Raw genomic sequence first — 24,639 nt, 5'->3', positions numbered from 1 at the left:
ATTTTGAATATTCTTCCGTTCGTGGCACATACAATAAAGCAAAGTATATGCCACAACGGATCGAATATATGCAGTGGTGGGGGAATTTTGTAGAAGAGGCATCTGATGGGAAAGCATTAATGGGCTGCTAAGATGAATAGCAGCCTGATTCAATTCTTTCAATGTAGTCATTTATTTGTGCATCAGTCCAAAAATTATTCCCACCGACTAGATGAGGCTTTGGAAAATTGGGGTCGTTTTTTATCCTTCTATAAATTGTTGGTGCGCTCATATCTAATAAAGCAGAAACAGTTTTCAAATTATGTAATTTTCTTGTCGTAGATTCCATATTTCCTCCAATAAAAAACCGCCCATAAGAGCGGTGGTTCGTTAATATTGTTGTGTCTGTTCGGTGTGACAGATTTTGCCGTCACAGTCTTGATTAAGATTTAGGGCGTGCGCCATATACACCACAAATGCACACACCAGCGTAATGATTAATTTGTTCATTTTCTGTTCCTTTTGTCGGATTTTAGGTGTGATAATCCGCCACACGGTAAAGTGCGGTCGGATTTTGTGGTGTTTTAGAGAATGTCTAGCTGAAAGCCTGTTGCTTTAGGGTTATAGGCTCGAAGATATTTTAATACACGCCAGTTATTACCTTGCTCGCATTCAAATTGCTCTGTAATGCGTGTCAATACGTTATGGGCATGACGGAGAGTGCTGCGATATTCGTAAGCCATGCTATAAACGGAAGCAGCGTAGTGCGAACCAATTTGTTTTAATGCTGGGTGAAGTACTTGGCAAAGTTCCATGCCACGCAATAAAGCAAACCACGCCCAGACGAGCTGTTGTAGGTCATGTTCTGTAAATTCACGGGTGTATTTCTTTTCGACTGATGGCAAGACAATAGGCTGTAAGTTCATAATGAACGCCATTGCATTGCCGTATTGGTCTTGTGGTAATTGGTCGTATTTGGCAATGTGGAACATGGCTTTTAATTGGCGGTAAATCTCTTGCCAGTGTAAACCTGTTCTGTGGTGTGCTTGTTGTACCGCAGATTGAATTGCTTGTTGTTGCTCTGGTGTAATTGTGTTTGGTAAAAGTGCGGTCGATTTTTTGACTTCTTCATCTAAAACATCGAGTACCCATTTTCTAAACGCTTTGGCAACTTTGGTGCGGGCGAACATGGCAATCAGGTGTGCACCACGAAGCGAGAAGATACGCACTTTTTGTAGTCCGCCTGCGGTTTGCATTTCCACAAGTGCGGTCATTTCTGGGGTAAATTCGTCTGCATTGCGGCCGTAGATTTTCATAACTGCAATTGATGGTTGGATATATTCTAATGCATTACCTAAATCAGTTGCTGTAAAGGAAAGTTTTGTTGTTTTGGTTGATAACCGAAAGGGAAGTATTGTTGAATGTTAAAGTTGTCATTTTACTGCTCTCTAATTAAGTTTTAAAAAAACTCATCACTACGAGGCTAAACGTTGGTGATGAACTAGATTGGATTAGCCTTACCGTTGAGCAGTCCGAACGGCGATCCGAAGATCTCCAACCTAGCTCATCATTGACAACTTTTGAAAGGGTATACCAAATTGGTATAACCTTTTAAAGGTATGATTTTGCTGATTTCCGGTTATAAAAAAAGACGCTTGTGCGTCCATTATTTTTTATCGCACTACTCAATTTCAGGAGGCTAATCCCGACTTTCTGTTGAAAGTGGGGGTATCTTAATCCGAAGTGATGGCGGTGTCAAATTATAATAATATCATCCCATCTGTTTGGGATTAATCACAGGCAACACAGGCACTATCGGTTTTGCTGTTGTGCCAGTTGTTGATGTATTGCTACGACTTTCATTTATCCAGTCGGCTAATTCACTCCAAGCAGCTAAATCTTTCTTAAAGAATTCATCATTGCGTAGATGATGATATTCTTTGATAAAAAATTTCACTTCGCCCTTAATTTTTTCTCTTGTATGGCTATCTAGCACTGCCCAATACTCTTTAACATCGTGTATGCAGATCAAAACGGGTGTGCCGTTATCGTGTAGGCTGTCTCTAACATAACGGTGTATTAATGTTTGGAATTTATGTAAGGGTATTTTGATGTTAATTTCATTCATTTTCGCCCTCCTTTTTTCTTATGGTGTTTAAAGTGCGGTCGATTTTCACGGAGTTTTAAATTGTCTTGTCGGATTTGTTCCACTTTAATTCTTAGGCGGTCATTATCGCTTTCAAGTTCTTTAATGCGTCTTGATTTGGCAAGATTTTCATTACCTAATTTTTCAAAGTGATATTTATTATTTTCGAGTTCCTCCTTGAGGATTATTCGGGCGAGGGATTTTAGTAGGTTCATGGTTTTTCCTGATAATAAAAAAGCTCGCCTAAGCGAGCTGGGTTGAGGGTAACAAAAAAGCCACTGTAAAATACAATGGCTTTCTTAGATAATACTTGAACTAATCGGTATACCGATTTATAATAATCTCACTTTCAAGGGGAAGCTTGAAAGTGAGCGTGTGGCTTAATCCCACGTTACGAAGAAGGAAAATAAAATGTTAGTTCGCATTTTCCTTATCGTTGTCTTACTACTAATTAGCTTTCCTGCTTATTAATAGGTAACGATAATCTGGGGGAAGTACCAGTTCCCCCAGTTCTTCAAAATTATGGGCTATAAAGATGAAATTGTCAATCAACGAAATTAAAGCGCGTTCAGATGAAAAACGCGGCGTAAAATCGAAGTCTTACAAGTTGCCATTAGCAACCATTGCTGAAATTGAACAACTCAGCAAACAACACGATATTCCACAAAACCAACTGATTATTCAGGCGGTTGAATTGTGGAAGCAATCGCGCTAAATGAAGCCTCTATTTACTTACGGATTTTATTTCTTCAGAGGGTTATACAAGCTATCTTTCCCTCTAAAATGGAATATCATCATCAAACCCGTCTTGTTCTGCTGCTGCGCTTAATGGATCGGGTTTTTCTTTGTCTTTGCTTGGCTGTTGTGTTTCATTGCTTGCCTTGCTGTCTAGCATTTCAAAGGATTGTGTCGCTACTTTAAGTGCGGTGCGATTATTGCCGTTTTGGTCTAGCCAGCTTTCCTGTACCAGTTTCCCTTTTACACAGATTTTTGAGCCTTTTTGCAGATATTGTCTTGCCACATCAGCAGAGTTGCCGTGTACCACAATGGGTATCCAATGCGTACGTTTAACTGTATTACCTTGTTTATCTCGGTAATCATCGCCTATAGCAAGATTAAATGTGGCAATTTGCCCGCCATTTTGGAATTGGCGGATTTCTGGGTCACTGCCTAAATGACCGACTAATATCACGGTGTTGGTGTTACGTGCCATTAGTGCATCTCCTGTATAAGTTGTTGATAATATTCTTGAGCAATTTCTACTCGCTCTTTGATTTTCTCGATGATTTTCTCATCACGTTTAATTGTAACGGTGGTAATACGTTTTTCTTGTGGAATTTGCTCAACCAAGTCAATGTATCGGCTTGGGTCGTCATAGCTTGATAATTGGTCGTAAGGGGTAGGGAGGAGGATAAAATCAATGTGCGCTTCATCACAATCCCATAGCCACATATAACCTTGCATTTGTGCGTCATACCCCGCTTTTTTCGCTTTTTCTTCTGCCTCGTCAGCAAAGAAAGGGTGTGAGCCAATATCCCAAGAGCATTTAGTATCTATGATTAATTTTCGACTTGGCACATAAATATCGCACTCGCCTGCAATCCAATCGTTTTCACGCCTTTCCGTGTTCTTTTTAAGCGGTAATCCACGTTTACGACCGCTTAACTTAATGGCTTGTTCTTCTAATGCGATGCCTTTCTCAGTGTATTTATTTCCTTCGAAATCTTGATAACCAAAGAGATCGAATTTAACGATTTTTCGCACCGCACTTTTGGCTGTCGCAGATATACCGCCACCGCTTTTCGGTTTAACCATTAAATCAGCAAGCCCAGAACATCTAGCTTTCAGTTTGTACATTTCCATTTTCAATCGCCTCTAATTCCGTAATTTGCTCTTGACTAAACTCATAAGCTCCACTATCACAAAGTTCTTGTAGGGTGGTTTCGCCGTTGGCAATGCTTTGTTTACATTGTTCGAATGTGGCTTCATCAACAACCGCTAAAAATTCCGCTTCTCGAATATTGTCGGTGTAGTTGAACTCTTGATTTTCTACATCTTTCACAACGGCTTGGTCGGCTAATACAGCTTGCTGCATTTCAACAGAGAGTGGAGCTTGTTTTGATAGCAATAACTTAGTTACAGTTTTTAATGCCATTGCCTCGAAGTTATCGTGCCATACGCCATAGCCTTTTTTGAATGTTTGGCTGTAGCGTTGAGCGTGTTTGACGATGTCATCGTGACTCATATAGAGTTCAGCCGAAAAATCGTTTACCAGTTTAAAATAGGCGTAATAGCCGATTGGGTTTTCGTTTTGCTCAGGTTCTTGCTCCCAGTCGAACTCAAAACCATTAATGAAATCTTTTTTGATAAGTTGCTTTTTGTACACAGGCAATGCGACTAAGCGTTTAAATTGCCCGCTACGTTGTGCCAATTGGATAAAGCCTTTATAGCCAATTTGGAATTGTGCTTCGGTTTTCTTTTCTTTGTTGTTTCTGAAAGGGACTATGTAAGCAAAGCCTAAGCCATTTTGTAGTGGCAAATTAAGTGTTGCAGCCATACAAGCAGCATTAAAAATGCTCATTGGGTCTGCTGTTTTAAGCATTGCATTGCTATTGGCGATTTGCATAACACTTGTTGCAAAGGTTGCCGCATTTTTGCCAACAAGTTCCTTAATCTTATTTTGCACATTCGCACTTTCAAAAAATGTTTTAAGTGCAGGAGTCTGTTTATTTTGTTGATGTTGAACTTGGTTTGTCATCTCGCCCCTCCATTAATCTGGGTCATAATCATTCATTCTGTCGTTTAATTCACGCTCGGCGATTTTCTTAATCGCTTCTTGTCGATAGGGTTCATAACTTGCGCCACTGCCAATGGCAAGCCAGAAATTATCGTTATCGCACAACATTTCGGTGAGTTCGTGATAATGCGTTTGGTCGCCTTGTTGTAAATCATTGTCAATTTCAGTGGCGACTTCATCTAAAGCGATTTCATAGCCTGCTTGCCAATCCACTTTACGTTGGTGTGCAGCATCGAGTTGAGCGTAGTAATCAGCGTAGGGTTTCATTAGTTTGCTCCTGTGTGGCTTGTACCATATTCGCAAGCATTGAGAACATTTCAGGGTTTAGCACAATGGTATGTGCGTGTGCTTTTCGGTCTAAATGTAGGCGGATATTGCCTTGTTTATCCACAAAATAGCCGTTTAATCCGTAGGGCGTGAAGGGTTTGCGACGTGGGGTAGCCGGTTTAGCTTTCGCTTCTGTTTTAGGGGCTTGTGGTTTTGTTGAAACCACTTCTTTTTCGACCGCACTTTTCTTCGGTGCGGCAGTAAATTGATTAGTTTCCGCATCTTTTTGATAAGGCGGAATATTGGTGTTTTCCATTGCATTAAAATTTTCGATTCGTTTATTTAGGCGTAAGGTTGCAATGGCTTCATTGGCAAAATAGGAAGTTTTTTGGTACAGCTTATTGTTCACCCATAATTCGCCAAAATAACTTCCGTTTTTGGTGCGGACGATTTGTGTTTTGTAGCTTTCGATTTTCATTCTTTTTCTCCTAAAGTGCGGTTAATTTCGGCTTGTTTTTGCTCGACATAACGATACATATCAGCATTGACCTGTGGGGTAAGATTTGCTTGATAGATGCCGTTTTCTTCACGCCATTGGGCTTTTGCTCTCGCGCGTTCTTCTTGTTGGATTTGTTCGCTGAGGGCGTTGTCGTGCCAGTCGGTGGGGTTGGCATTGGCGTCTAGGCTAATCCCGCCCACAATTAGGGAAATAACCAAGGCGGCGAGAAAATAGCTGATTCGAGTTAGCCATTTTTCACTGCCTTTCATAAAATGCGTGAAGCTTTGTTTTTCTTGGCGTAATGGGGTTTTTGAATGTTTCATTTTGTTTCCTTTTTAGTCGATTTAGTGAATTTGGGGTGTAAAAATCCGCCACACGGTAAAGTGCGGTGGATTTTGTGGTGTTTTTAGAAGTCGATTTTGACTGCTTTTGGATTAAAGCCTCGCAAGTGTTTTAATACACGCCAATTTGTCATTGGGTCGATGTTAAACTCTTGTGTAATACGGTTTAAGATTTGGTTTGTTGAGCGTAGCACGCTTAAATATTCGTAAGCCTGTCCATATATATCTCCGCTCATATTTGAGCCTAGCGCCTTAAAGGCTCTCTCAATATGTTGGAAAGTGCCGACGCCACGTTTGAAAGCGAACCATAACCAAGCAAGCTGTTGTAATTCATATTCGGTAAATTCAAATGTGAATTTCTCAGGTTCTGGCAAGGCGAGCTGTTGCGGTTGTGCGACTTGCTCTAATACGTCAAGCACCCATTTACGGAAATCTTTGGCTATTTTGGTGTGGCTGAACATGCCTATGAGGTGTGCGCCACGCAATGAGAAAATACGCACTTTTTGTAATCCGCCTGCCGTTGGCATGTCGATAAGTGCGGTCATTTTTTCGGTAAATTCGTCGTGGTGACGGTCGTAGATTTTGGTTACACCAACAACGGGCTGAGAATAACCAAGTGATTTACCGACATCTAAAGCAGATAACCAAATTTGGTTGTTTTGATTGATAACCGAAAGTTTAGTATTTTGAAAGGTTAATGATGTAGTCATATTGTTTGCCTCGTAACAAAGTTTTAAAAACTCATCACAAGCAACGCCAATTACTGGTGATGAACTGATCAAGGTTGGCGTACCGTGTTACGAGAAACGGCGGATCTTTCGATCCCCTTAACCAGTCCATCATTGACTACTTTTGAAAGGGGTTACCAAATTGGTAATACCTTTAAAGGTTTGATTTACTGATTTTCGGCTATAAAAAAAGCCGCTTTGAGCGACTATCTTTTTCACCGCTCGTAACATTCAGGAACGCCAATTCCCGACTTTCTGTTGAAAGTGTGGGTATCTTAATCCGAAGTGAGGGCGGTGTCAATCATAATGAAATCCTCTTTATCTAGTGATATCATTATTGTGATCAAACTTTAATATATATCACATAAATAAAGAGGATTTTATTATGAACGAATTGTACCCTATTGTGAGTGGTGCTTTAAGTGGATTAGCTGCAGTTGGTGCTTTAAAAGGCCCTATTGAAAGCCTTACCCAAATTTGGACTTTAACTCTAGGTAGATTTTCAGATGATGCTTACCAAAAATATAAAATAAAACAGGCGGCTAATCTTCAAAAATACGCTAATGAGGTAAAATCGGGAATAGAAAAAATCCCTGAAGAAAATATCCAAGAACCTAAAATGAGTGTTGTTGGCCCAGCACTTGAAGCATCTAAATTCTATATAGAAGAAGATGAAATAAGGGGAATGTTTGCTAAATTAATTGCTTCATCAATGGATAAAACACAATCTATTAACATTCATCCCTCTTTTGTTGAGATAATTAAAGTCCTCAGCCCACTGGATGCTCAAAATTTATATTCTCTCTATCACGGTGGAGATGAAACTATTTCAAAATTCAGAGTGACGAATAAAGAAAATGGAAATTATACCGATCATTTTAATCATGTCTTTTTAGGGAATCCAGAATGCCAAGATAATAACTTGATTGAGTCTTCAATTGATAATCTAATCCGACTAAAACTTGTTGACGTTTCATATAGTGAATATAAAAGCGATGATTCTCTTTATGATAAACATCGAGAAAATGAACTTTTCTTGAAATTTAAAGCCGAACAAGAAGAACTTCAACAGCATAATACTACATTATTAAATTATCTCCTTAATGGTGGGTTATTAACGGACGCAGATACTAATGTGCCCTTACCAGCTTCAGTACAGGAAAATTATTTAAATCAATTAAAAAAAGTTGTCCAAGAAAAAGAAATTGAGGTTGTAAAAGGGATTATTCAACTTACCGCATTTGGCAAGAATTTTTGCAAGGTCTGTTTATAAGTTTTTCTTCACAATTTCTGTAATCTCTTTTGCGTATTTTTCAAAAACTTTTGATTCTTCATTAAAGAAAGCGTCGAACCATTTTTCTATTTGGCTCATAAAAAAATAATGAACTGATAATGATACAAGTAGAGCAGTAAAAAAAGCGATTATTATTGTATTCATACATTCTCCAATTTATCTAATTTTTTGGCTTGTAAACCGATAATTTCTAATTTTTCCATTGTTGCGTTCCTCGTTTGTTTGCCATTTCAAAACACACTTCATCTATCATTCGCAACGGTTTCACATGCCGTTGTGTCTCTGTACTAGCAAATGTGTTTTGAAATATCCACATTGGGATATTCGCCTGCTTGAGCTCCACTTTCGGCAACTGCACCGTTTTTCACTGGCTTTGCATGGGCAGACTTTAAACCACAGTGTTATTAAGTAGGTTAGGGCTTTTAATCTAACGACCGCTTAATACCGTTATGCACTGTGATTCTGTAAGATAAATTGTTAAAGAGCGTTGAGATGTTGGTTATGTGTATCTCGTTTTGACGGGTTATTCTACTTAAAGTAGATTTAATTGCAACTAAAAATTGCATAAAAGTAGGTGTTTTCTCTATTAGCAGTAGTAAATATTTGATTTTTAATTGAATTTATTTTTGACTATTTGCTGAATTTGTGATCTAGATCATAGAAATGGCGTAGGGGGAGAATGCACTTTTTGAAAAATATGTTTATTTTTTGACATCTTGTAAATCTTACCTGCAGACTTTTTGTAGTAAATGCTGTATATTACGTGACAAAAATAACTGCAGAAAATTACTATGAAAAACTATATAAACCAACTTAGACATGAATTAAATGTATGCTCATCTGATATTAAAATACTGCAGAAAGAAAACAATATAGACATTATTAACGATGTAATCAAAAATATCATAGGAATTGAATCGTTAAGAGCATTAGGAGCATTTTTTACCCCACAAGCACTAGCGAAAAATGCAGTGAACCAATTTTCAACTGCAATTACGGCGGAATCAAAATTATTAGATCCGAATTGTGGTGTGGGGAATTTGCTAATTGAAGCTACAATGGGTTTGGGCGTCCAACCTTCTCTTTCCGCTACGTTAAAGATATGGAATGAAATTCTCTATGGTTTTGATATTGAATGTAATTTTATTGTTATTACTAAGCTTCGATTGATTCTTGCTGCACTTGCTCGTGGCGTTAAATTAGATTGCAGTATTGAGCAAGCTGAATCCTATCTTACTAATATCAAATTAAAAAATGCTCTCGATATTACTGCAGAGGATATTTCGCACATCACGCACTTATTAATGAATCCCCCTTTTTTAAGAGTTGACTCTCCAACGCGGGATTATTGGAAGAAAGGTAAGGTAAATTCAGCCGGAGTATTCTTTGATTATTATTTAAGGCTAATTCCAGTAAGGTGTGATGTTGTTGCTATTTTGCCAGATGTGCTACGCTCCGGATCTCGTTATAGTGGTTTTCGTCAATTTGTATCTGAAAACTTGGTTGGGAAGAGTGCTATTTGGGGACGTTTTTCAATGAATGCAGATGTGGATGTGTTTGTATTATCAGGTATTAAAGAATTTACTCATTCAAAAATTGAGTGGGTTAAATCTGCAGATGAAGGCAAACCAATTTTAGCAGATGAATTTAATGTATCAGTTGGCGCTGTTGTGCCATATCGTGATAAACAAATCGGGGAAAAATATCCTTATTTTCACCCTAAAAATTGCAAGAATTGGGCAGTTATAAATACTGCAGATGAATATCGACGTTTTAGCGGTAAAATATTTCAGTCGCCTTGTATTTTGATTAAACGCACATCTAGTCCGTCTGATAAATTCCGAGCTGCAGCAACACTTATTCGCTTAAATGAGCCAATAGCGGTTGAAAATCACTTAATTGTAGTTACGCCAAAAGATGGTTCATTAAGAAGTTGTAAGCGATTATTAAAAGTGTTAGCTAAAGCGCAGACCAGTCAATTCTTAAATGAGCAGATTCGAGCTCGGCATCTAACGATAGGTGCGGTAAAATCTATTCCGATTGATTAGCTTTTAGATAGAGTTTATTTGATGCGCTATCTAAAATATGATTATCAAAGGTTTCAATCATATTAAGTAAATTTTTTTTGATTTGCTCATAAATATTATTTAGATTGTGACGAGATATAGATGTTTTATCACCATGTGAAATAGCATTTCTTGAAGCCAATAGCTGTTCATCAATAAATGTTTTATGAGCATCAAAGAGAGTAGCGTCAAAACCAAGCTGCATTAAAATTTCAGTAGTAACATCGGAATTTAAATTTGATTTTGTTGAAATTGTCTTTTCGCTATCCACTTTGAATAAAGTCTCATTTTGATTAAAAAAATCATGTAGCATTTGTTGCGATTGAATCTTTTGAAGATTCAATGTCTTATCATAAAAATATGCAGGTAAAAAGATTTGCTTAAAATTTTCAGTCAGATCCCCTACAGGCAGTTTTTGCTCACTAATATATTCGATGTATTTCCTTGCCGAATATTTAACATGCCCTTCCCAATGTGAATATAGCAGAGCAATACTTGCTTTTAGCATAACTTCTTTTCGATAAGATGATACTTCACCATCTTGTAATAGAAAATGAAATTCAGTAAATTCTTGCCTGCGCCATGATAAGTCTTTATTGATATCCTCTTCTAGTTTTTCGTATTTCATCGCAACTTAAGAGTAGTTAGTTGTAAATAGAGTTTTACCTTGTATAACCATTTCTTTCATTCTATCTAATGGCCGCATATTCCTTTCAATTTTTGGATCTTCTGAAATTAATTCGGCTCTAAATTTTTTGAAATCTTCAATTTGGCTGGCAGGCATAGCTTGTGGATCTCTTTCAATGGCTAATGATACCCCGCTTGCTAATACCTCAAATATAGGCATCGAAATTGCGCCTGTATAATCTTGTTTGGTTTGGTTATATTTTTTGAACGCTTTCTCGCCAAATTTTGTATTTAGATATTTAAATGTATTATTAAAGATTTCTTCTTCTTTTTTGTAATCAAATGAATCAGTGAAAATATTAGTTACCATCTGATCTAAATAGGGAGCAACATCGCTATGTCTAGAAAGTAAATCATCTTTTTCAATATAGCGTAATGCTAAATAACGCACTACCAATTCATTGTAATAACTCTCATCTTTTTGTTTTTGAGATATAGGTAGAGTTTCTATAAAATCGGTGCTTTGTGCCAAACGTTCAATCCAATGTTGTGCTGCTGGATTTACCATTAGAAGTAAGGCATTACGTACTTCTTGAGCACTTAATTCTGAACCTCCTGTATTTAGGCGTTGGAAAATCTCATATTTAGTATCGTTTTGACTTTCACGCTGTACAATCTTGATATCAATCTTTTCGCGCTTAAATATGCGTTGAATATTGCGATTTATAATATTTTCATCATCATTATCCGGGTCGCCCCAAACTTTACCTTGCAGACTTGGTAGATACTTTGTGCCATTCAGTTTTAATGGTTTACATAACTCGCCATTATTGCCTCTCATTTTCCCCATAAATGAGAGAATAGTAGATATTCTTTGCAAACCATCTACTAATTCCCATACTCCATCTTCACGTTGAGACACGAAAATAGATGGAATTGGAATGCCAAGCAGTACTGATTCAATAAAATTACTTTTTTGTTCTAAAGACCAACGGAAAAGGCGTTGAAATTCAGGACGAATTTCTAACTCACCATCATCATACATACTCACTAATTCTCCAATTGACATTGGATAAGAGTCGGTTTTGACATTTAGGCGAGCTTTATTTAATTCAATTTGTAGTTTATCTTTACACATTTCTTATTCCTATATAAGAAAACAACATAACTAGTTTTTATAGGTTAATTATTACAGAACAACAATATCCAGTGTTAGTTTCTATAGTAATACTGAATACCAAAAAACTTTCCCAAGTACCGATATATCTTTTAGATCGGCTGTTTCGTCTGGGTGTTCTTCGCTGTTATAACTACGGATTTTCACTTGTTCGTTTGGCATATTGTAAAGTAGCTTTATGCGTAATAGCCCACCGTGATTTATTGCGTATATTTTCCCATCTCGGATTGTTTTATTACCAAGATCAATACCAACCGTTGTTCCATCCGGAATAACCGGTTCCATTGAATTTCCGTCAGCAATCACACATACCGCGTTTTCGTACTGTACTCCTTGTTTACGTAGTGTTGCTTTGGAAAAACGTAATTTGAAGTTGTTATAGTCCATTATGTCATCAGCAAAGCCGTTTCCGGCAGCAAGCCTAATATCTTGATAAAACGGAACGGCATATTCATCGCTATTTAGTGGGGTATTGCGATCCCATAAGTCGAATGAGCCAACGTCTTTCACATTAGAAGTTAGTTGATTTTCTAAAGAATCGGCTGTGCCGTATTTCAAATGAGCGGGACTAACTCCAAAGTACTTCGCCATAGCTTCAATTTTCTTATCTCTCGGGGTTGCAGTGCCTAAAGTGTAACGTCTAGCCATTTCATAAGTTACGCCAATAGCTTTTTGTAAATCCACAATATTTTTGCCTTGTTTAGCCATTAATTCATTAAGTCGGCTTGCTAAATTTGTCATAGACGCTCCTTTATTCTACTAAAGGTAGAAGATACAAAATTAAAACAGTTGATTCAATTCTATTTTTAGTAGTAGAATTACACTACTTTAAATAGAATTAAGAGGTTAAAATGCTACCAATCGAAAAAGCTTATGAAATCGTGGGCGGTATTTCGGCTATGGCTCGACATTTCAATCTTACCCCTTGGGCTGTTTCCAAGTGGCGTGAAAAAGTGCCTGCGGAACGTTGCGCAAAGATTGAAGAACTTACAGCAGGAAAAGTTAAGAAATCCGAATTACGTCCTGATTTGTGGGATTAATTTACCAAAATTTACCCAAAAGAAAACCATAAAAACAAGGCAAAAATTATGGAAATGAAGAAAGTTATTATCGAAATGATTGATCGGATTCCTGGGGGGAGAAGTGCGGTAGCTGGATTCCTAGGTTTTACCGAAAGTGAATTAAAGAATCGCCTTTATCAAATAAAGGGCCAACGATTCAAAAATGAAGAATTGATTGCACTGCAACTTGAGTATGGATGCACTGATTTTATCGATGAGCTTTGCCGAAATGCTGGTGGACGTTTTGTGCCAGATGTAGCGGAGGATGAATTAGACAAGGTTGAGCTTGCCAATTTACAACTGCGCGAGCTTTCTGCGCGTGGCTTGTTATTTGCTGTATTAGAAAAGGCATTAGAAGACGGTGAAATCACTTCGAAAGAAGAAGACAAAATCCGTCAAGCATTGAGTAAGCATTTAGCAGCGACGCAACATTCGATTGAATGTGCGATTGTGTTACACAAGAAATAAAAAAACCACGGCGGGAACCGTGGCTAATTCATTAAGGAATATACAGATGAACCAATTATTAACGATGACGAAAGAAAACGCAAGTATTTTGACGATGAGTAGTCGGGAAATTGCGGAGATTACATATAAAGAACACAAAAATGTATTACGTGTTATTCGTGATTTAATTGAACAAAATTTAGTCGCTCAAATTGAGCCACTAAAATTTGAGTATAGAAATCAATGGTTTGATTACTACGAGTTAAACAAGCGGGATACGTTTGTTGTTGTCGCTCGCTTATCGCCTGAATTTACTGCCGCTGTGGTCGATCGCTGGCAAGCGTTGGAAAATCGACAAAAACCAACCGCACTTATTCCGCAATCTTTTTCTGAGGCATTGATGTTAGCCGCTCAGTTACAAGCAGAAAAAGAGCGTAATGCGCCTAAAGTCGCTTTTGTTGATCACTATGTGGAAGTGGGGACGAGTAAATCATTTCGTGAGACGGCGAAGATTTTGAAAATACCTGAGCGTGCATTGGTCAATCGCTTGGTGGAAGATAAATATTTGTATCGTCAATCGGGTGTGCTTTTGCCTTATCAATCGGCCCACACCAAAGATCTTTTTACGGTTAAAACAGGCACCGCTGAACACGGTCACAATTACACACAGACACGTGTAACAAGCAAAGGCATTGAATTTATCGCGTCACGTTATGCTTCGGAGTTGATGCTATGAGTATGCGATTAATGGTTCAAGCAATGAATTGTAAGGTTGGCAATCCTGCTAGAAAACTTGTGCTTTTAAAACTAGCTGATAATGCCAATGATGATGGAATTTGTTTTCCTAGTTATCAATACATTGCCGATAAATGCGAGATGACCCGACGTAGTGCAATCAGTCACATTGAATATTTAATCAAAATGGGATTAGTAAGCAAAAAAGAACGTAAAAATAAAGATGGTTCCATCTCAAATTTATACTTTTTACACCTTGAACAAGGTAGTGAAAATTTTGCACTGGGTGGTGAAAATATTTCACTAGGTAGTGAAAATTTTGCACTAGGGGGTAGTGAAAATATTTCACCCATAACCAGTCACTCTTTAGAACCAGTCAATGAACCTAAAAAAACTACGCAAAAAAGCGAATCCGAAATGTTGCTTGAGCGGTTCGGGATAAGTGGACAACTTGCAAAAGATTTCATTACTCACCGAAAAGCGAAAAAAGCGCCAATCACAGAAACGGCAATGAATGGTTTTCTGAGAGAGGCAAACAAAGTACGGCTATCAGTTGCAGAATCGGTGGCAATATCCATTGAGCGGAATTGGCAAGGGTTCAAGGCTACTTGGTATTTGAAAGACAAGGAATTGCAAAGCATTAAACAACCTCAATCATCGAATACTTTTGCCGATGATGGTTCTTGGGCAATCGGCAGACAGCTAAATATCGATCCTGATTTGATACCGGAGGAATTGAGATGACAAACGTGATTCCGATGCAAGCCGTGAAAAGTGCGGTTAAAAAATCAGATATTCCCGACAATGCCGTTCGTTTGATTGACAGAATGTTTATCCGATTAAAATCAATCTTTCCTGCCTGGAAACAGGCGTTTGCTAGTGAAGTTGAGTATAACGAGACTAAGCAAGTATGGCTCGAGGAATTATTCAAGGCTGGCGTAGTTGAACCGATGAAATTAAAACATGGCCTTGATTTGGCTGCAAAATCGACTAGCCCATTTTTCCCAAGTGTAGGGCAATTCATTGCTTGGTGCAGTGAAGACTATCACGTATTGGGTTTACCGAATGAAGCGGAATTATACCAACGTTATAACACTTTCTTAGGCTATGCCCGATTCAATCGGGATGAATTTCAATATCGTTCAAAAGTGGAATTTTGGTTGCTTAAAAATCTGTACGAAAAGTGCAAGAAAAAATCGGAAGAGGACACGTTGAAAGCTATTCCGAAATTACTCACAGAAGCGGCAGAAAAAGTGCGGTCGAATTTTCCTTTTGAGGATATTCCTAAAATGATTCCAACAAAGCCAAGTTTTTACGATAAAGCGAAGGCTGATAAGGCGCGCGATAGCTTGATGGCAATGATCAAAGGGAAATGGGCATTGCAATGACAAGCTATAAATGCCCAAAGTGCGGAGCGGAATTAGAGGATTTTTATACGCCAGATTATTTTATATCGAGCAGCGAATGGGATGACGATCGTTTTCGTTGTAACGGTCACTTAATTGAGCCGATACCGTTTCCGCAGGTAAGTAAATACAGCGCAGTGAATCGAACAAAATCTTGCGGTTATTTTGGGTTAGAAGATTTAGGTGTGGAGTACAAAGAATGAGTTTTGAAGAGCATAACAATCGAAAGAAAGCGAACAAATTTGCTGAGTACATCACGGGAGAATCTTTGCGTCGATATTTGGCTGGGAAAGTCGAGAAGTACTTAGGTAAAAATCCAAGTGTTTTTGATGGTGCAGCAGGCAGTGGACAGCTTGAGCAATTTATTCAACCAAGTAAGTTTATTGCAGTAGAAATTCAGGCGGAATCATGCGCGGCATTAGCCAATAATTATCCAGATGCAGAAATTCATAACACGAGTTTTTTCTTGTATCAAAGTGAACCAAAAAGTGATTGTGTTGTAATGAACCCGCCATTCTCACTTAAATTTAAAGAACTTACCGAAGAAGAAAAGACCGCTATTCAAGCGGATTTTCCGTGGAAAAAATCAGGTGTGCTTGATGATGTTTTTATGCTGAAAGGATTAGCCAATGCGCATCGTTTTGGGTTTTTCATTATGTTTCCTGGCATTGCCTATCGAAACACCGAAAAAACACTCCGTGAAGTTATTGGGAATCAATTAGTCGAGTTGAATTTGATTCAAAACGCCTTTGAAGATACGCCTATTTCAGTGCTTTTCTTGGTGGTTGATAAAACTAAGTCAAATAACAAGACATACCGTGAATTGTATGACTGTGCCACGAATAAAATAATTAACGCTGATGAATGGTTAATTGATTCTGATAAATGGGACACGGTTTCACCGCCAGAGCCGCCAAAAGAAAAAGTAGATCCTATGAAATTAGAGTTGATGTCGCAAGCTCAACTAAAAGAGCAAATTCGCGCTCAAATTCAATTTAGCGGTATGGTGTTTGATTTAGAAGGCTGGCCGCGTGAAGAATTTGAAAAATTCTGCGATGAAGTCTGTGTTTTGATTCAGGAAGAAAAAAAATCAAATCGCTTTTTATTTGGCTGGGGCGAATGAATGAGCCAATACAAACCTTTCTTTTTACGCGATCAACGCATTAAAAATAATTGCTTGGATTTAATCAAAGAGCTGCCAACGGACGATAAAAAACCGTTAGTAGTCAAAATCCAACCAATAACACGAAACCTTGAGCAAAATGCCAAGTTCCACGCTATGTGCCAAGATGTTGCAAATCAGGCTGAATTTATGGGGCGTAAGCTCACAATGGAGCAGAGGAAAGTTTTGTTTATTTCGGGTCACGCAATCGCCACCAATCAAAAAGCAGATGTTGTGCCAGGTCTTGAGGGGGAATTTGTGAATATCCGTGAGAGTTCGGCTCAAATGAGCGTGAACAGAATGGCGAGCCTAATCGAGTATGTGACCAGTTGGGGCGTGCAAAATGGCGTGAGATTTAACGATAGATGGGGATTTAAATGAAACGCTTAAACGATGATGAGATTTTGGAGTTAAAAATTGTACTTTTGATTGCGGCAGTTTGGGTAATGTTTAATATGGTGTTTGGTTAATGGCGAAAGAGTATAAATGCAAAGTTTGTGGCAAAGCGTTTGTAAAAACCTTTAGTTCGACACAAAAAGTTTGCTCGCCTGAATGTGCGATTAAATTAGCCCGAGATAATGCGAAAAAAGCGCAAGAACGAGCAGAGAAGAAAAAGCAAAGGGAACGTAAAGCTAAATTAAAAAGTCGTTCAGAATGGCTGAAAGAGGCGCAAGCGGTATTTAATAAATTTATCCGTTTACGAGATAAAGACCAACCCTGTATCAGTTGCGGTCGGTATCATCAAGGGCAATACCACGCAGGGCATTATCGGAGTGTGGGGGCTTGCCCTGAATTAAGATTTTGTGAGCTCAACGTACATAAACAATGCGCCCCTTGTAATGATCACAAGAGCGGAAACATCATCGAATATCGAATTAATCTCGTCAATAAAATCGGTGCGGATAAGGTAGCGTGGTTAGAACGGCAAGACCACGAACCGAAGAAATACACCATTGAAGATTGCAAGGCGATGATTAAGCATTACAAGGCAAAAATTAAAGAGTTAGAGGAATAAATGCGTAAATTTAGCGAATTATCAGAACTAACGATTGAACAAGAAGAATTTGTTGACCGTTATATGTATCAATGGGGTGCTTGGGTGCGCAGCGGTAGGCTTGATAAACTGCAATTAAATATTATTGCAAAACTAATGCAATCAGTCATTCCTGCAGAGCCAAATGAACCAATTTGTGATGACTCAACAGGAATGATGATTAGCGAAGTTGTTGAGAGATTTTTCCTTAAAAACGACCGCACTTTACACTATATCGTATTTTCCTATTATGTTAATAAAGGCACTATTAATCATATAGCGGTTAAACTCCGTGAAAACTGCGGAGAGATAAAAATGCAGCCGTGTGCAGGCAAGCCAGATATTCGCATTCCAAGCCTTAAAACGATGATACGGAATGTTGAAAAAGAGCTAAAATTAGCGAAGGCAATAATTCACGAACTTCTTGTAATTGGGTTCGTTATTCTGCAAACTGGACGACAAAATGCAAAAAATATCAAAATTACTTATTGACAAACCTTGTCATCTTGTCCTATCATTTAGATGTAAGGTGGTCGTTGTGTAAGTGATGTTCACCGAATAAATTTTTACAGCCCTGATCGGAAACGGTCGGGGCTTTTTTATTGCCTAAAGAACAGGCGGGAGAAAATATATGCCAATTAAAGAGCCTGATGTGTGGGCGTTAATATGGTCTTGGTTGCAAACAAATCTTAGCTCTAGCTCAGCACAGAGTGCTTTTTGGGCGTTATTTATTTCTCTTTTAAGATTTGGGTTTATGCGTAAAAAGCCAGCTATTCGTTATGTTTTAATTGATGCGGCTATGTGTGTCTCTATTGCGGGTGTTGCGGTGCCAATTTGTACGCATTTATTTGGGCATACAGAATATTCTTCATTTCTTGGCACGATGATTGGTTTTGTTGGTACTGAAAAAATTCGCGAGTTTTTATTTAAATTCATTAATCGGAGAATTGAAAAAGATGACAATGATGATTTCCGAAGAGACATTTAATAAAATTTTTCCACACGCAGTTAAAGGTGTTTATCAAGCTATTTCGGTGCAGATAGAAAAAGCAGGTTGTGTAACTAAGATGCAGCAAGCGATGTTTTTAGCTCAATGTGGACATGAAAGTGGCGGATTTACAAGATTTAAAGAAAATTTAAATTATTCTTGGCTTGGACTTTCTAAAACTTTCCGTAAATATTTCCCAGACCCTCTTACAGCGAAGAAATATGAGCGCAAACCTGAGCTAATAGCCAATCGTGTTTATGCTAATCGTTTGGGTAATGGCGATGAGAAAAGTGGAGATGGTTGGAAGTATCGTGGTCGTGGACTGATTCAGATTACAGGTAAGGATAATTATGCCGCATTTAGAAAATGGTTAGGTAGAGATATTGAGCCAGAAGATGTGGCAGGGAATTTAGATTTATCTGTTAAAACTGCTGTGTGGTATTGGAAATGCTATGAATTGGCTGATCTTAATTCTGTCGAAAAAGTCACGCGAAGAATTAATGGTGGACTAAATGGCATTGATGAGCGTTGCAAGCTCTATCGAGCATTAATGGTAACGGATAATGACTAAGTACATTTACATGGCGTTAGCGGGTGTTGTAGTGGTTTTGATTGGTGCATTGCGTTACCAGTCTAGCGTTATAGATGAATTGAACATAACCACAAAGCAACAAGCCCAAACCATCCAACAACAAGAAAATGCGAACAAGGCATTGACCATTGCTCTACAACAAGAGCGTTATGCCGTTATTGAGCAACAAGAGCGTAATAATGAAATAGAAAGGATGGCAATAGAACATGCTGAATCAGTTAAAACAATCATTAAGACTCAACCTTGCGCTCACACTCGTTTGCCTCAGTCTGTTCTTGACCGCTTGTACAAATAAAATCACGACTAAAGCAGAATATATTTACCCGCCTCAAGCCTATACCGCACCTTGTGTCAAAACAGCATTTACTGGAGAAACATACGGCGATGCAGTCATACAGCTTGTTAAGGTAACCGCAGAGCGAGATAAATGTGCAAGCCAAGTAGATAATCTCAATAAGTGGATTAATCAAGCAAAAGGCGGCAAATAGGGTTTATAAGTTTTATTCAAGTATTTTAAGGATTTCCTATGTCAGACGTGAAAGGAAAATCCACGTCTGATGGCGTGGGGAAGAAAAAAACTGGTCGACCATCTTCTTATGTAAAAGAAGTGGCTGATGATATTTGTCAGCTTATCGAGCAAGGCGAAAGCTTACGTAAGATTTGTGAACGACCTGGAATGCCAAGTTTATCAATGGTATTCCGTTGGTTGAATGAACAAGCTGAATTTCGGGATCAGTACGCGCGTGCGCGCGAGAACCAAGCCGATTTTTTGCTTGAGGAGATGTTGGAAATTTCAGATCTTGCCACTCCCGAAGATGTTAGCGTAGCTAAGTTGAGAGTTGATGCTCGTAAATGGTATATCACCAAAGTCGCACCTAAAAAATATGGCGATAAAGTAACGCAAGAAATCACTGGTGTTAATGGGGCGCCGATTGAGCAAAAAATATCTATGGATTTATCAAGGTTAAGTGTCGATGAACTCAAACTTCTTAGAGAGCTTAAATCTAAAGCAACTGGATGCAATGATAGCTCAAAAGAGCTTGATTGATTTCACCACTCAAACCAAATCTGACTTTGTAACAGGGTGGTTCAATATTCTCATTGCAAAAGAGCTACAGCAATTTTATCAAGATGTAATAGATGGCAAGCAACCGCGTTTAATGATATTCGCTCCACCCCGTAGTGGTAAAAGTGAATTATTTAGTCGTCGTTTTCCTGCTTGGGCTTTTGGTAAAAATCCTGACTTGCAGATGATTGCCTGTTCTTATTCTGCTGATTTAGCTAGCCGAATGAATAGAGATGTTCAGCGGATTATGGACGATGAGTCTTATCACAATATTTTTCCCGAATCATCGTTAAATAGCAAACGGATTACGACTATATCGGGTCAGCCTTTACGTAATAGTGAGATTTTTGAAATTGCAGGACATAAGGGCGCTTATCGCTCCGCTGGTGTGGGTGGCGGTATTACAGGGATGGGGGCGGATATAGCCATTATTGACGACCCTGTAAAAGATGCTAAAGAGGCTAATTCTCAAACAGTTCGAGATAGCGTTTGGGATTGGTACACAACCACGCTTTATACACGTTTATCACCAAAATCTGGTGTGCTGTTAGGTATGACTAGATGGCACGAGGATGATTTAGCTGGTCGATTAATTGAAGAGATGAAGAATGGTGGCGACCAATGGCGCATAGTGAAATTTCCTGCGATTGCCGAAGAGGATGAGGAGTTCCGCAAAGAGGGCGAGCCATTACACCCAGAACGCTTTGATTTAGAGCGATTGAGCAAAATTAGAAAGGCTGTTGGCTCTCAAGCGTGGAATGCTTTATATCAACAAAGACCATCTAATAAGGGCGGTGGCATTATTAAAGGCTCTTGGTTTGGTCGATATAAAATTCCTCCACTAATTAAAGTCAAAGCAATCTACGCTGATACGGCACAAAAAATTAAACAGCACAATGACTATTCAGTCTTTATTGTCGCTGGCAGAGGGAGCGATGGGAAGGTTTATATCCTTGACCTTGTGCGAGGTAAATGGGAAGCCCCAGAACTTGAGCAGACATTAAAAGATGTTTGGGCTAAACACAAGGCAAGAAAAGACACTGGAATATTAACTCGAGCAAATGTGGAAGATAAAGCCAGTGGCACAGGCTTGATTCAAGCTATACGCAGAAATAATCAAATTCCAATCTCGCCCATTCAAGTTGATGCAGATAAGTACACTCGGGTTTTAGGTGTTCAAGGGTACATTGAAAGTGGTTATGTGATGATACCCGAAAATGCTCCTTGGGTAGCGGATTTTATTAGTGAGTGTGAGGCATTTACCGCAACAGATAGTCACGCACACGATGACCAAGTCGATGCGCTTGTAATGGCAATAACGGATATTTTAGGGAAACCTAAATCACTACTGGATTTATAAGATGAATATTTTAGATGGCATCAAATCACTTGCGCTAAAGTTAGGCAGTAAACAAGACCAGACATATTATGCTCGTGGGCTTAGCTTAACCGATGACTTAATGCAAGAAGCATTATGGCGTGATAACTGGATTGCAAATAAGGTTTGTATTAAACGTTCGGAAGATATGGTGCGTAATTGGCGCGATATTTTCTCGAATGACTTGAAATCTGAACAGCTAGACGAGTTCACTAAGCTCGAGCGCAGATTAAAACTGCGTGAGACATTAACTAAAGCGTTGCAATGGTCTAGTTTGTATGGGGCAGTGGGTTTATTACTTGTCACTGACACAATTAACATCACTTCGCCATTGCAGCCTACAGAACGATTAAAGCGGTTGATTATCTTACCTAAATGGAAAATTTCACCTACAGGACAACGAGATGATGATGTGTTTTCGCCAAACTTTGGTCGATATAGTGAATATACCATTATTGGCGGCACACAATCTGTTTTAGTGCATCATTCACGTTTATTAATTATCAATGCCAATGATGCACCTTTATCTGATAATGATGTTTGGGGTGTGTCAGACTTTGAAAAGATTATTGATGTACTTAAACGCTTTGATAGTGCCTCAGCGAATGTCGGCGACCTTATTTTTGAAAGTAAAATCGATATTTTCAAAATTGCAGGGTTATCTGACAAGATTTCAGCTGGGTTAGAAAATGATGTGGCTCACGTTATTTCAGCGGTGCAGTCGATTAAATCAGCAACCAATAGTCTGTTGCTTGATGCGGAAAATGAGTACGACCGAAAAGAATTATCTTTTGGTGGGTTAAAAGATTTATTGACAGAGTTTCGCAATGCGGTGGCAGGTGCGGCAGATATGCCAGTCACCATTTTGTTTGGGCAATCTGTTTCGGGATTGGCAAGTGGAGATGAGGATATTCAAAACTACCACGAATCCATTCATCGATTGCAAGAAACAAGATTGCGTCCTGTGCTTGAAGTGCTTGATACATTACTATGCAATGAATTATTTGGTGGGCAACCTGATGACTGGTGGTTTGAGTTTTTACCATTGACGGTGGTTAAACAAGAACAACAAGTCAATATGCTTAATACCTTTGCTACAGCGGCAAATACGTTAATTCAAAATGGCGTAGTAAATGAATATCAAGTAGCAAACGAACTCCGAGAAAGTGGTTTATTTGCTAATATCTCTGCTGATGACATTGAGGAAATGAAAAATGCTGATGAACTTGCCCAGAAATTTTGAAGAACCAGAAGGCGAGAGCACGCAAGTTCAAGCCAGTGAAGATGAGCAAGAGAACGGAGCTTTGGTATAGACAACAGCTTAAGCAGTTCGTCAAAATGATGACCAATGATGTAGAAAGAGCCCTGCAACAACCGCAAGGCTCTTTTTTTATGGATGATGCGAAAGGATTCCAAGCGATTAGTGCGAAAGCGTTGATGAAAGTATTAGAAAAGTACGAAAAATCTGACCGCACTTCACAAGCCGAAAATATCGCCAATGGCTTCGTTGGTCGTGGTGATGCACAAAATCATGCTGAAGTATCAACTAACCTAAAAAATCAAACTGGCATCGATTTATCCGCTTATTTACGCAATAGTCCAAATATTGCTGAGAAAGTGAATGCATTGACCGCTGGCAATATCCAGTTAATTAAGTCTATTCGCTCACAATATCTTGATAAAGTGCAAAATGCCGTCATGCAAGCGATGGTTCGGGGGTCTTTAAATAAAGACCTTGCAGCACAAATAAAAGACTTAGGTAAAACAACTGAAAAACGAGCGCTATTTATTGCTCGAGACCAGTCCTCAAAATTAAACGCCGCCTTAACGCAAGCGAGACATGAAGATGTTGGCGTAAAAAAATACATGTGGTCAACATCGGGTGATGAGCGTGTGCGTGCAAGCCATTCTGAAAAGGATGGGCAGATATTCGAATATGCCAATCCGCCTGCCGATACTGGTCACCCTGGTCATGATGTTAATTGTCGATGTGTTCAGATTCCAGTGCTTGATAATAACGAGCAGATAGTGAAAAATAGCCCAATAGTTAGCCAACAGGAAAAACAACAAATGCGCTCAGAATGGTCTGATGATTTCCCTGATACTATCATTGATAGAAAATTAGGAGATGCAACATCACATCCGCTATATGAAAATGCTAAAAAGGGTAGTATTGAAGATGCTTATCAACTTGCTAAAGATTTAGTTACAGATGATGCGGTAAATAAATTGAAACAATTGATTGGCAATAAAAATGCAATTTTAATTCCTGTTCACGCAGAAGAAGCTGTTGGTCGAAATATGATTCCTGTAGCTATTGCTACTGTATTATCTAAAAAACTCCATATTCCTGTTGATTTATCAATTGTTCAAGCAACAAAAGTATCTAGAACTGGGGGAGATGGATGGCATCGATTGGTTTATTCTCCAGCTTTTGATGGCATAGTTCCAAAAGATAAATATGCTATTATTTTAGATGACACACAGACACAAGGTGGCACATTAGCTAGTCTAAAAGGCTATATTGAGGGAAATAAAGGAAAAGTTATTGCATCTTATGCTTTAACCGGCAAACAATATTCTGTACAATTAAGGCTATCTAAATACACATTAGCAGAATTACGGAGTAAATATGGCGAACTTGAAAGTTGGTGGAAAAAAGAATTTGGCTACGACTTCTCGCGGTTTACAGAATGGGAAGCAAGATTCATCATTAATTCACGTAAGACACCTGACGAAGTCAGAAATACAATCCTTGCGAGAAAGCAAGCGTAATGCTTACCATCAAATGATGGCTCTAAATTAAATTCAGCTATTCAAACAACCCGATCAGAAATGGTCGGGTTTTTT

At 38.6% G+C, this 24,639-nt stretch carries 34 protein-coding genes and 1 pseudogene; 21 read left to right on the top strand and 14 right to left on the bottom strand.

Going from position 1 to position 24,639, the window contains the following annotated elements; all coding sequences use genetic code 11:
* Nucleotides 1–563 precede the first annotated feature (563 nt).
* The 3 genes from DV356_RS05575 to DV356_RS05565 form a co-directional block, all read right to left on the bottom strand.
* Nucleotides 564–1,316, bottom strand: coding sequence for a P22AR C-terminal domain-containing protein (locus tag DV356_RS05575; RefSeq protein ID WP_239495792.1), 753 nt, complete (start codon nt 1,314–1,316; stop codon nt 564–566).
* 434 nt (nt 1,317–1,750) lie between these two features.
* Nucleotides 1,751–2,107, bottom strand: a complete 357-nt coding sequence (locus tag DV356_RS05570; protein ID WP_112119150.1) for a hypothetical protein — start codon at nt 2,105–2,107, stop codon at nt 1,751–1,753.
* Nucleotides 2,104–2,340: a hypothetical protein gene (locus DV356_RS05565; RefSeq protein WP_005652247.1), complete on the bottom strand. Its 237-nt coding sequence runs from the start codon at nt 2,338–2,340 to the stop codon at nt 2,104–2,106. The genes DV356_RS05570 and DV356_RS05565 overlap by 4 nt, the downstream gene beginning before the upstream one ends.
* Before the next feature lie 320 nt (nt 2,341–2,660).
* On the opposite strand from DV356_RS05565, the gene DV356_RS05560 reads away from it, so the two are divergent.
* Entirely contained in the window at nt 2,661–2,840 is a 180-nt protein-coding gene (locus DV356_RS05560) for a hypothetical protein (RefSeq protein ID WP_005652248.1), read from the top strand.
* Between the two features lie 63 nt (nt 2,841–2,903).
* On the opposite strand, the gene DV356_RS05555 is transcribed toward DV356_RS05560, so the two are convergent.
* From DV356_RS05555 to DV356_RS05525, 7 genes are all read right to left on the bottom strand, one after another.
* A complete protein-coding gene (locus tag DV356_RS05555; RefSeq protein WP_112119151.1) occupies nt 2,904–3,338 on the bottom strand; it encodes a single-stranded DNA-binding protein in 435 nt (144 codons plus the stop codon).
* Nucleotides 3,338–3,988, bottom strand: coding sequence for a translocation protein TolB precursor (locus DV356_RS05550; protein WP_112119152.1), 651 nt, complete (start codon nt 3,986–3,988; stop codon nt 3,338–3,340). Before DV356_RS05550 ends, DV356_RS05555 begins: the two co-directional genes overlap by 1 nt.
* Nucleotides 3,963–4,883 carry a recombinase RecT gene (locus DV356_RS05545; RefSeq protein ID WP_118806642.1) on the bottom strand — a complete coding sequence of 307 codons (921 nt, stop codon included), beginning with the start codon at nt 4,881–4,883 and terminating at the stop codon, nt 3,963–3,965. Before DV356_RS05545 ends, DV356_RS05550 begins: the two co-directional genes overlap by 26 nt.
* A 12-nt stretch (nt 4,884–4,895) precedes the next feature.
* Nucleotides 4,896–5,189 (bottom strand): hypothetical protein, encoded by a 294-nt coding sequence (locus DV356_RS05540; protein WP_112075543.1) that lies wholly within the window; start codon nt 5,187–5,189, stop codon nt 4,896–4,898.
* A complete protein-coding gene (locus DV356_RS05535; protein ID WP_118806641.1) occupies nt 5,173–5,667 on the bottom strand; it encodes a hypothetical protein in 495 nt (164 codons plus the stop codon). Before DV356_RS05535 ends, DV356_RS05540 begins: the two co-directional genes overlap by 17 nt.
* Nucleotides 5,664–6,011 carry a hypothetical protein gene (locus tag DV356_RS05530; RefSeq protein ID WP_118806640.1) on the bottom strand — a complete coding sequence of 116 codons (348 nt, stop codon included), beginning with the start codon at nt 6,009–6,011 and terminating at the stop codon, nt 5,664–5,666. The genes DV356_RS05535 and DV356_RS05530 overlap by 4 nt, the downstream gene beginning before the upstream one ends.
* An 83-nt stretch (nt 6,012–6,094) precedes the next feature.
* Nucleotides 6,095–6,739, bottom strand: a complete 645-nt coding sequence (locus tag DV356_RS05525) for a P22AR C-terminal domain-containing protein (protein ID WP_118806639.1) — start codon at nt 6,737–6,739, stop codon at nt 6,095–6,097.
* 403 nt (nt 6,740–7,142) lie between these two features.
* Here DV356_RS05525 and DV356_RS05520 point away from each other — a divergent pair, with 403 nt between their 5' ends.
* A complete protein-coding gene (locus DV356_RS05520) occupies nt 7,143–8,030 on the top strand; it encodes a DUF4393 domain-containing protein (protein WP_112119155.1) in 888 nt (295 codons plus the stop codon).
* Here the strand turns inward: DV356_RS05520 and DV356_RS09860 are convergent.
* Nucleotides 8,025–8,195: a hypothetical protein gene (locus tag DV356_RS09860; protein ID WP_158672356.1), complete on the bottom strand. Its 171-nt coding sequence runs from the start codon at nt 8,193–8,195 to the stop codon at nt 8,025–8,027. The two genes, DV356_RS05520 and DV356_RS09860, sit on opposite strands and share 6 nt — an antisense overlap.
* Nucleotides 8,196–8,842: 647 nt before the next feature.
* On the opposite strand from DV356_RS09860, the gene DV356_RS05515 reads away from it, so the two are divergent.
* The gene (locus DV356_RS05515; protein WP_110431005.1) at nt 8,843–10,099 is read left to right on the top strand and encodes an N-6 DNA methylase; all 1,257 of its coding nucleotides are present in this window, start codon (nt 8,843–8,845) and stop codon (nt 10,097–10,099) included.
* Here DV356_RS05515 and DV356_RS05510 read toward each other — a convergent pair.
* The 3 genes from DV356_RS05510 to DV356_RS05500 form a co-directional block, all read right to left on the bottom strand.
* A complete protein-coding gene (locus DV356_RS05510) occupies nt 10,083–10,745 on the bottom strand; it encodes an MAE_28990/MAE_18760 family HEPN-like nuclease (RefSeq protein WP_110431006.1) in 663 nt (220 codons plus the stop codon). The two genes, DV356_RS05515 and DV356_RS05510, sit on opposite strands and share 17 nt — an antisense overlap.
* A gap of 6 nt (nt 10,746–10,751) precedes the next feature.
* On the bottom strand, nt 10,752–11,882 hold the full coding sequence (locus tag DV356_RS05505; RefSeq protein WP_110431007.1) for a GmrSD restriction endonuclease domain-containing protein: 1,131 nt from the start codon (nt 11,880–11,882) through the stop codon (nt 10,752–10,754).
* An 81-nt stretch (nt 11,883–11,963) separates the two neighbouring features.
* Nucleotides 11,964–12,662, bottom strand: a complete 699-nt coding sequence (locus tag DV356_RS05500; RefSeq protein ID WP_110431008.1) for a LexA family transcriptional regulator — start codon at nt 12,660–12,662, stop codon at nt 11,964–11,966.
* A 110-nt stretch (nt 12,663–12,772) separates the two neighbouring features.
* Here DV356_RS05500 and DV356_RS05495 point away from each other — a divergent pair, with 110 nt between their 5' ends.
* The 18 genes and pseudogenes from DV356_RS05495 to DV356_RS05410 all read left to right on the top strand — a co-directional run bounded on the left by DV356_RS05495 (nt 12,773) and on the right by DV356_RS05410 (nt 24,564).
* On the top strand, nt 12,773–12,961 hold the full coding sequence (locus DV356_RS05495; RefSeq protein WP_005679233.1) for a transcriptional regulator: 189 nt from the start codon (nt 12,773–12,775) through the stop codon (nt 12,959–12,961).
* A gap of 48 nt (nt 12,962–13,009) precedes the next feature.
* Nucleotides 13,010–13,450, top strand: a complete 441-nt coding sequence (locus DV356_RS05490; RefSeq protein ID WP_112119160.1) for a YmfL family putative regulatory protein — start codon at nt 13,010–13,012, stop codon at nt 13,448–13,450.
* A 46-nt stretch (nt 13,451–13,496) separates the two neighbouring features.
* Nucleotides 13,497–14,165 carry a phage antirepressor KilAC domain-containing protein gene (locus DV356_RS05485; RefSeq protein WP_118806638.1) on the top strand — a complete coding sequence of 223 codons (669 nt, stop codon included), beginning with the start codon at nt 13,497–13,499 and terminating at the stop codon, nt 14,163–14,165.
* On the top strand, nt 14,162–14,908 hold the full coding sequence (locus DV356_RS05480; RefSeq protein WP_112119162.1) for a helix-turn-helix domain-containing protein: 747 nt from the start codon (nt 14,162–14,164) through the stop codon (nt 14,906–14,908). The genes DV356_RS05485 and DV356_RS05480 overlap by 4 nt, the downstream gene beginning before the upstream one ends.
* Entirely contained in the window at nt 14,905–15,552 is a 648-nt protein-coding gene (locus DV356_RS05475; RefSeq protein WP_422567861.1) for a replication protein P, read from the top strand. The genes DV356_RS05480 and DV356_RS05475 overlap by 4 nt, the downstream gene beginning before the upstream one ends.
* Nucleotides 15,549–15,773 (top strand): hypothetical protein, encoded by a 225-nt coding sequence (locus DV356_RS05470; RefSeq protein WP_005633909.1) that lies wholly within the window; start codon nt 15,549–15,551, stop codon nt 15,771–15,773. The genes DV356_RS05475 and DV356_RS05470 overlap by 4 nt, the downstream gene beginning before the upstream one ends.
* Nucleotides 15,770–16,693 (top strand): N-6 DNA methylase, encoded by a 924-nt coding sequence (locus DV356_RS05465; RefSeq protein WP_112119163.1) that lies wholly within the window; start codon nt 15,770–15,772, stop codon nt 16,691–16,693. Before DV356_RS05470 ends, DV356_RS05465 begins: the two co-directional genes overlap by 4 nt.
* On the top strand, nt 16,694–17,113 hold the full coding sequence (locus DV356_RS05460; protein WP_118806637.1) for a recombination protein NinB: 420 nt from the start codon (nt 16,694–16,696) through the stop codon (nt 17,111–17,113).
* An 88-nt stretch (nt 17,114–17,201) separates the two neighbouring features.
* Complete coding sequence (locus tag DV356_RS05455; RefSeq protein WP_112119165.1) at nt 17,202–17,747, top strand: recombination protein NinG; 546 nt, start codon at nt 17,202–17,204, stop codon at nt 17,745–17,747.
* Entirely contained in the window at nt 17,748–18,257 is a 510-nt protein-coding gene (locus DV356_RS05450; protein ID WP_112119166.1) for an antiterminator Q family protein, read from the top strand.
* A 139-nt stretch (nt 18,258–18,396) separates the two neighbouring features.
* A complete protein-coding gene (locus DV356_RS05445) occupies nt 18,397–18,753 on the top strand; it encodes a phage holin, lambda family (RefSeq protein WP_118806636.1) in 357 nt (118 codons plus the stop codon).
* Nucleotides 18,722–19,324 (top strand): glycoside hydrolase family 19 protein, encoded by a 603-nt coding sequence (locus DV356_RS05440; protein WP_112119167.1) that lies wholly within the window; start codon nt 18,722–18,724, stop codon nt 19,322–19,324. The genes DV356_RS05445 and DV356_RS05440 overlap by 32 nt, the downstream gene beginning before the upstream one ends.
* The gene (locus DV356_RS05435) at nt 19,317–19,640 is read left to right on the top strand and encodes a DUF2570 family protein (RefSeq protein WP_112119168.1); all 324 of its coding nucleotides are present in this window, start codon (nt 19,317–19,319) and stop codon (nt 19,638–19,640) included. Before DV356_RS05440 ends, DV356_RS05435 begins: the two co-directional genes overlap by 8 nt.
* Nucleotides 19,552–19,833 carry an Rz1-like lysis system protein LysC gene (gene lysC / locus DV356_RS05430; protein WP_112119169.1) on the top strand — a complete coding sequence of 94 codons (282 nt, stop codon included), beginning with the start codon at nt 19,552–19,554 and terminating at the stop codon, nt 19,831–19,833. The genes DV356_RS05435 and lysC overlap by 89 nt, the downstream gene beginning before the upstream one ends.
* 38 nt (nt 19,834–19,871) lie before the next feature.
* On the top strand, nt 19,872–20,393 hold the full coding sequence (locus DV356_RS05425; protein WP_112119170.1) for a terminase small subunit-like protein: 522 nt from the start codon (nt 19,872–19,874) through the stop codon (nt 20,391–20,393).
* A complete protein-coding gene (terL, locus tag DV356_RS05420) occupies nt 20,368–21,771 on the top strand; it encodes a phage terminase large subunit (RefSeq protein ID WP_239994848.1) in 1,404 nt (467 codons plus the stop codon). The genes DV356_RS05425 and terL overlap by 26 nt, the downstream gene beginning before the upstream one ends.
* Before the next feature lies 1 nt (nt 21,772).
* Nucleotides 21,773–23,102 (top strand): annotated as a pseudogene (locus DV356_RS05415) (anti-CBASS protein Acb1 family protein).
* The gene (locus DV356_RS05410) at nt 23,074–24,564 is read left to right on the top strand and encodes a phage head morphogenesis protein (protein ID WP_192878920.1); all 1,491 of its coding nucleotides are present in this window, start codon (nt 23,074–23,076) and stop codon (nt 24,562–24,564) included. Before DV356_RS05415 ends, DV356_RS05410 begins: the two are co-directional and overlap by 29 nt.
* The last annotated feature ends 75 nt before the right edge of the window (nt 24,565–24,639 follow it).

It is taken from the genome of Haemophilus influenzae, assembly GCF_003494325.1.
In the GTDB taxonomy this organism is placed as follows: domain Bacteria; phylum Pseudomonadota; class Gammaproteobacteria; order Enterobacterales; family Pasteurellaceae; genus Haemophilus; species Haemophilus influenzae_I.
Note: the sequence above shows the minus strand (reverse complement) of the source record. Positions and strands in the feature narration are given on the sequence as shown.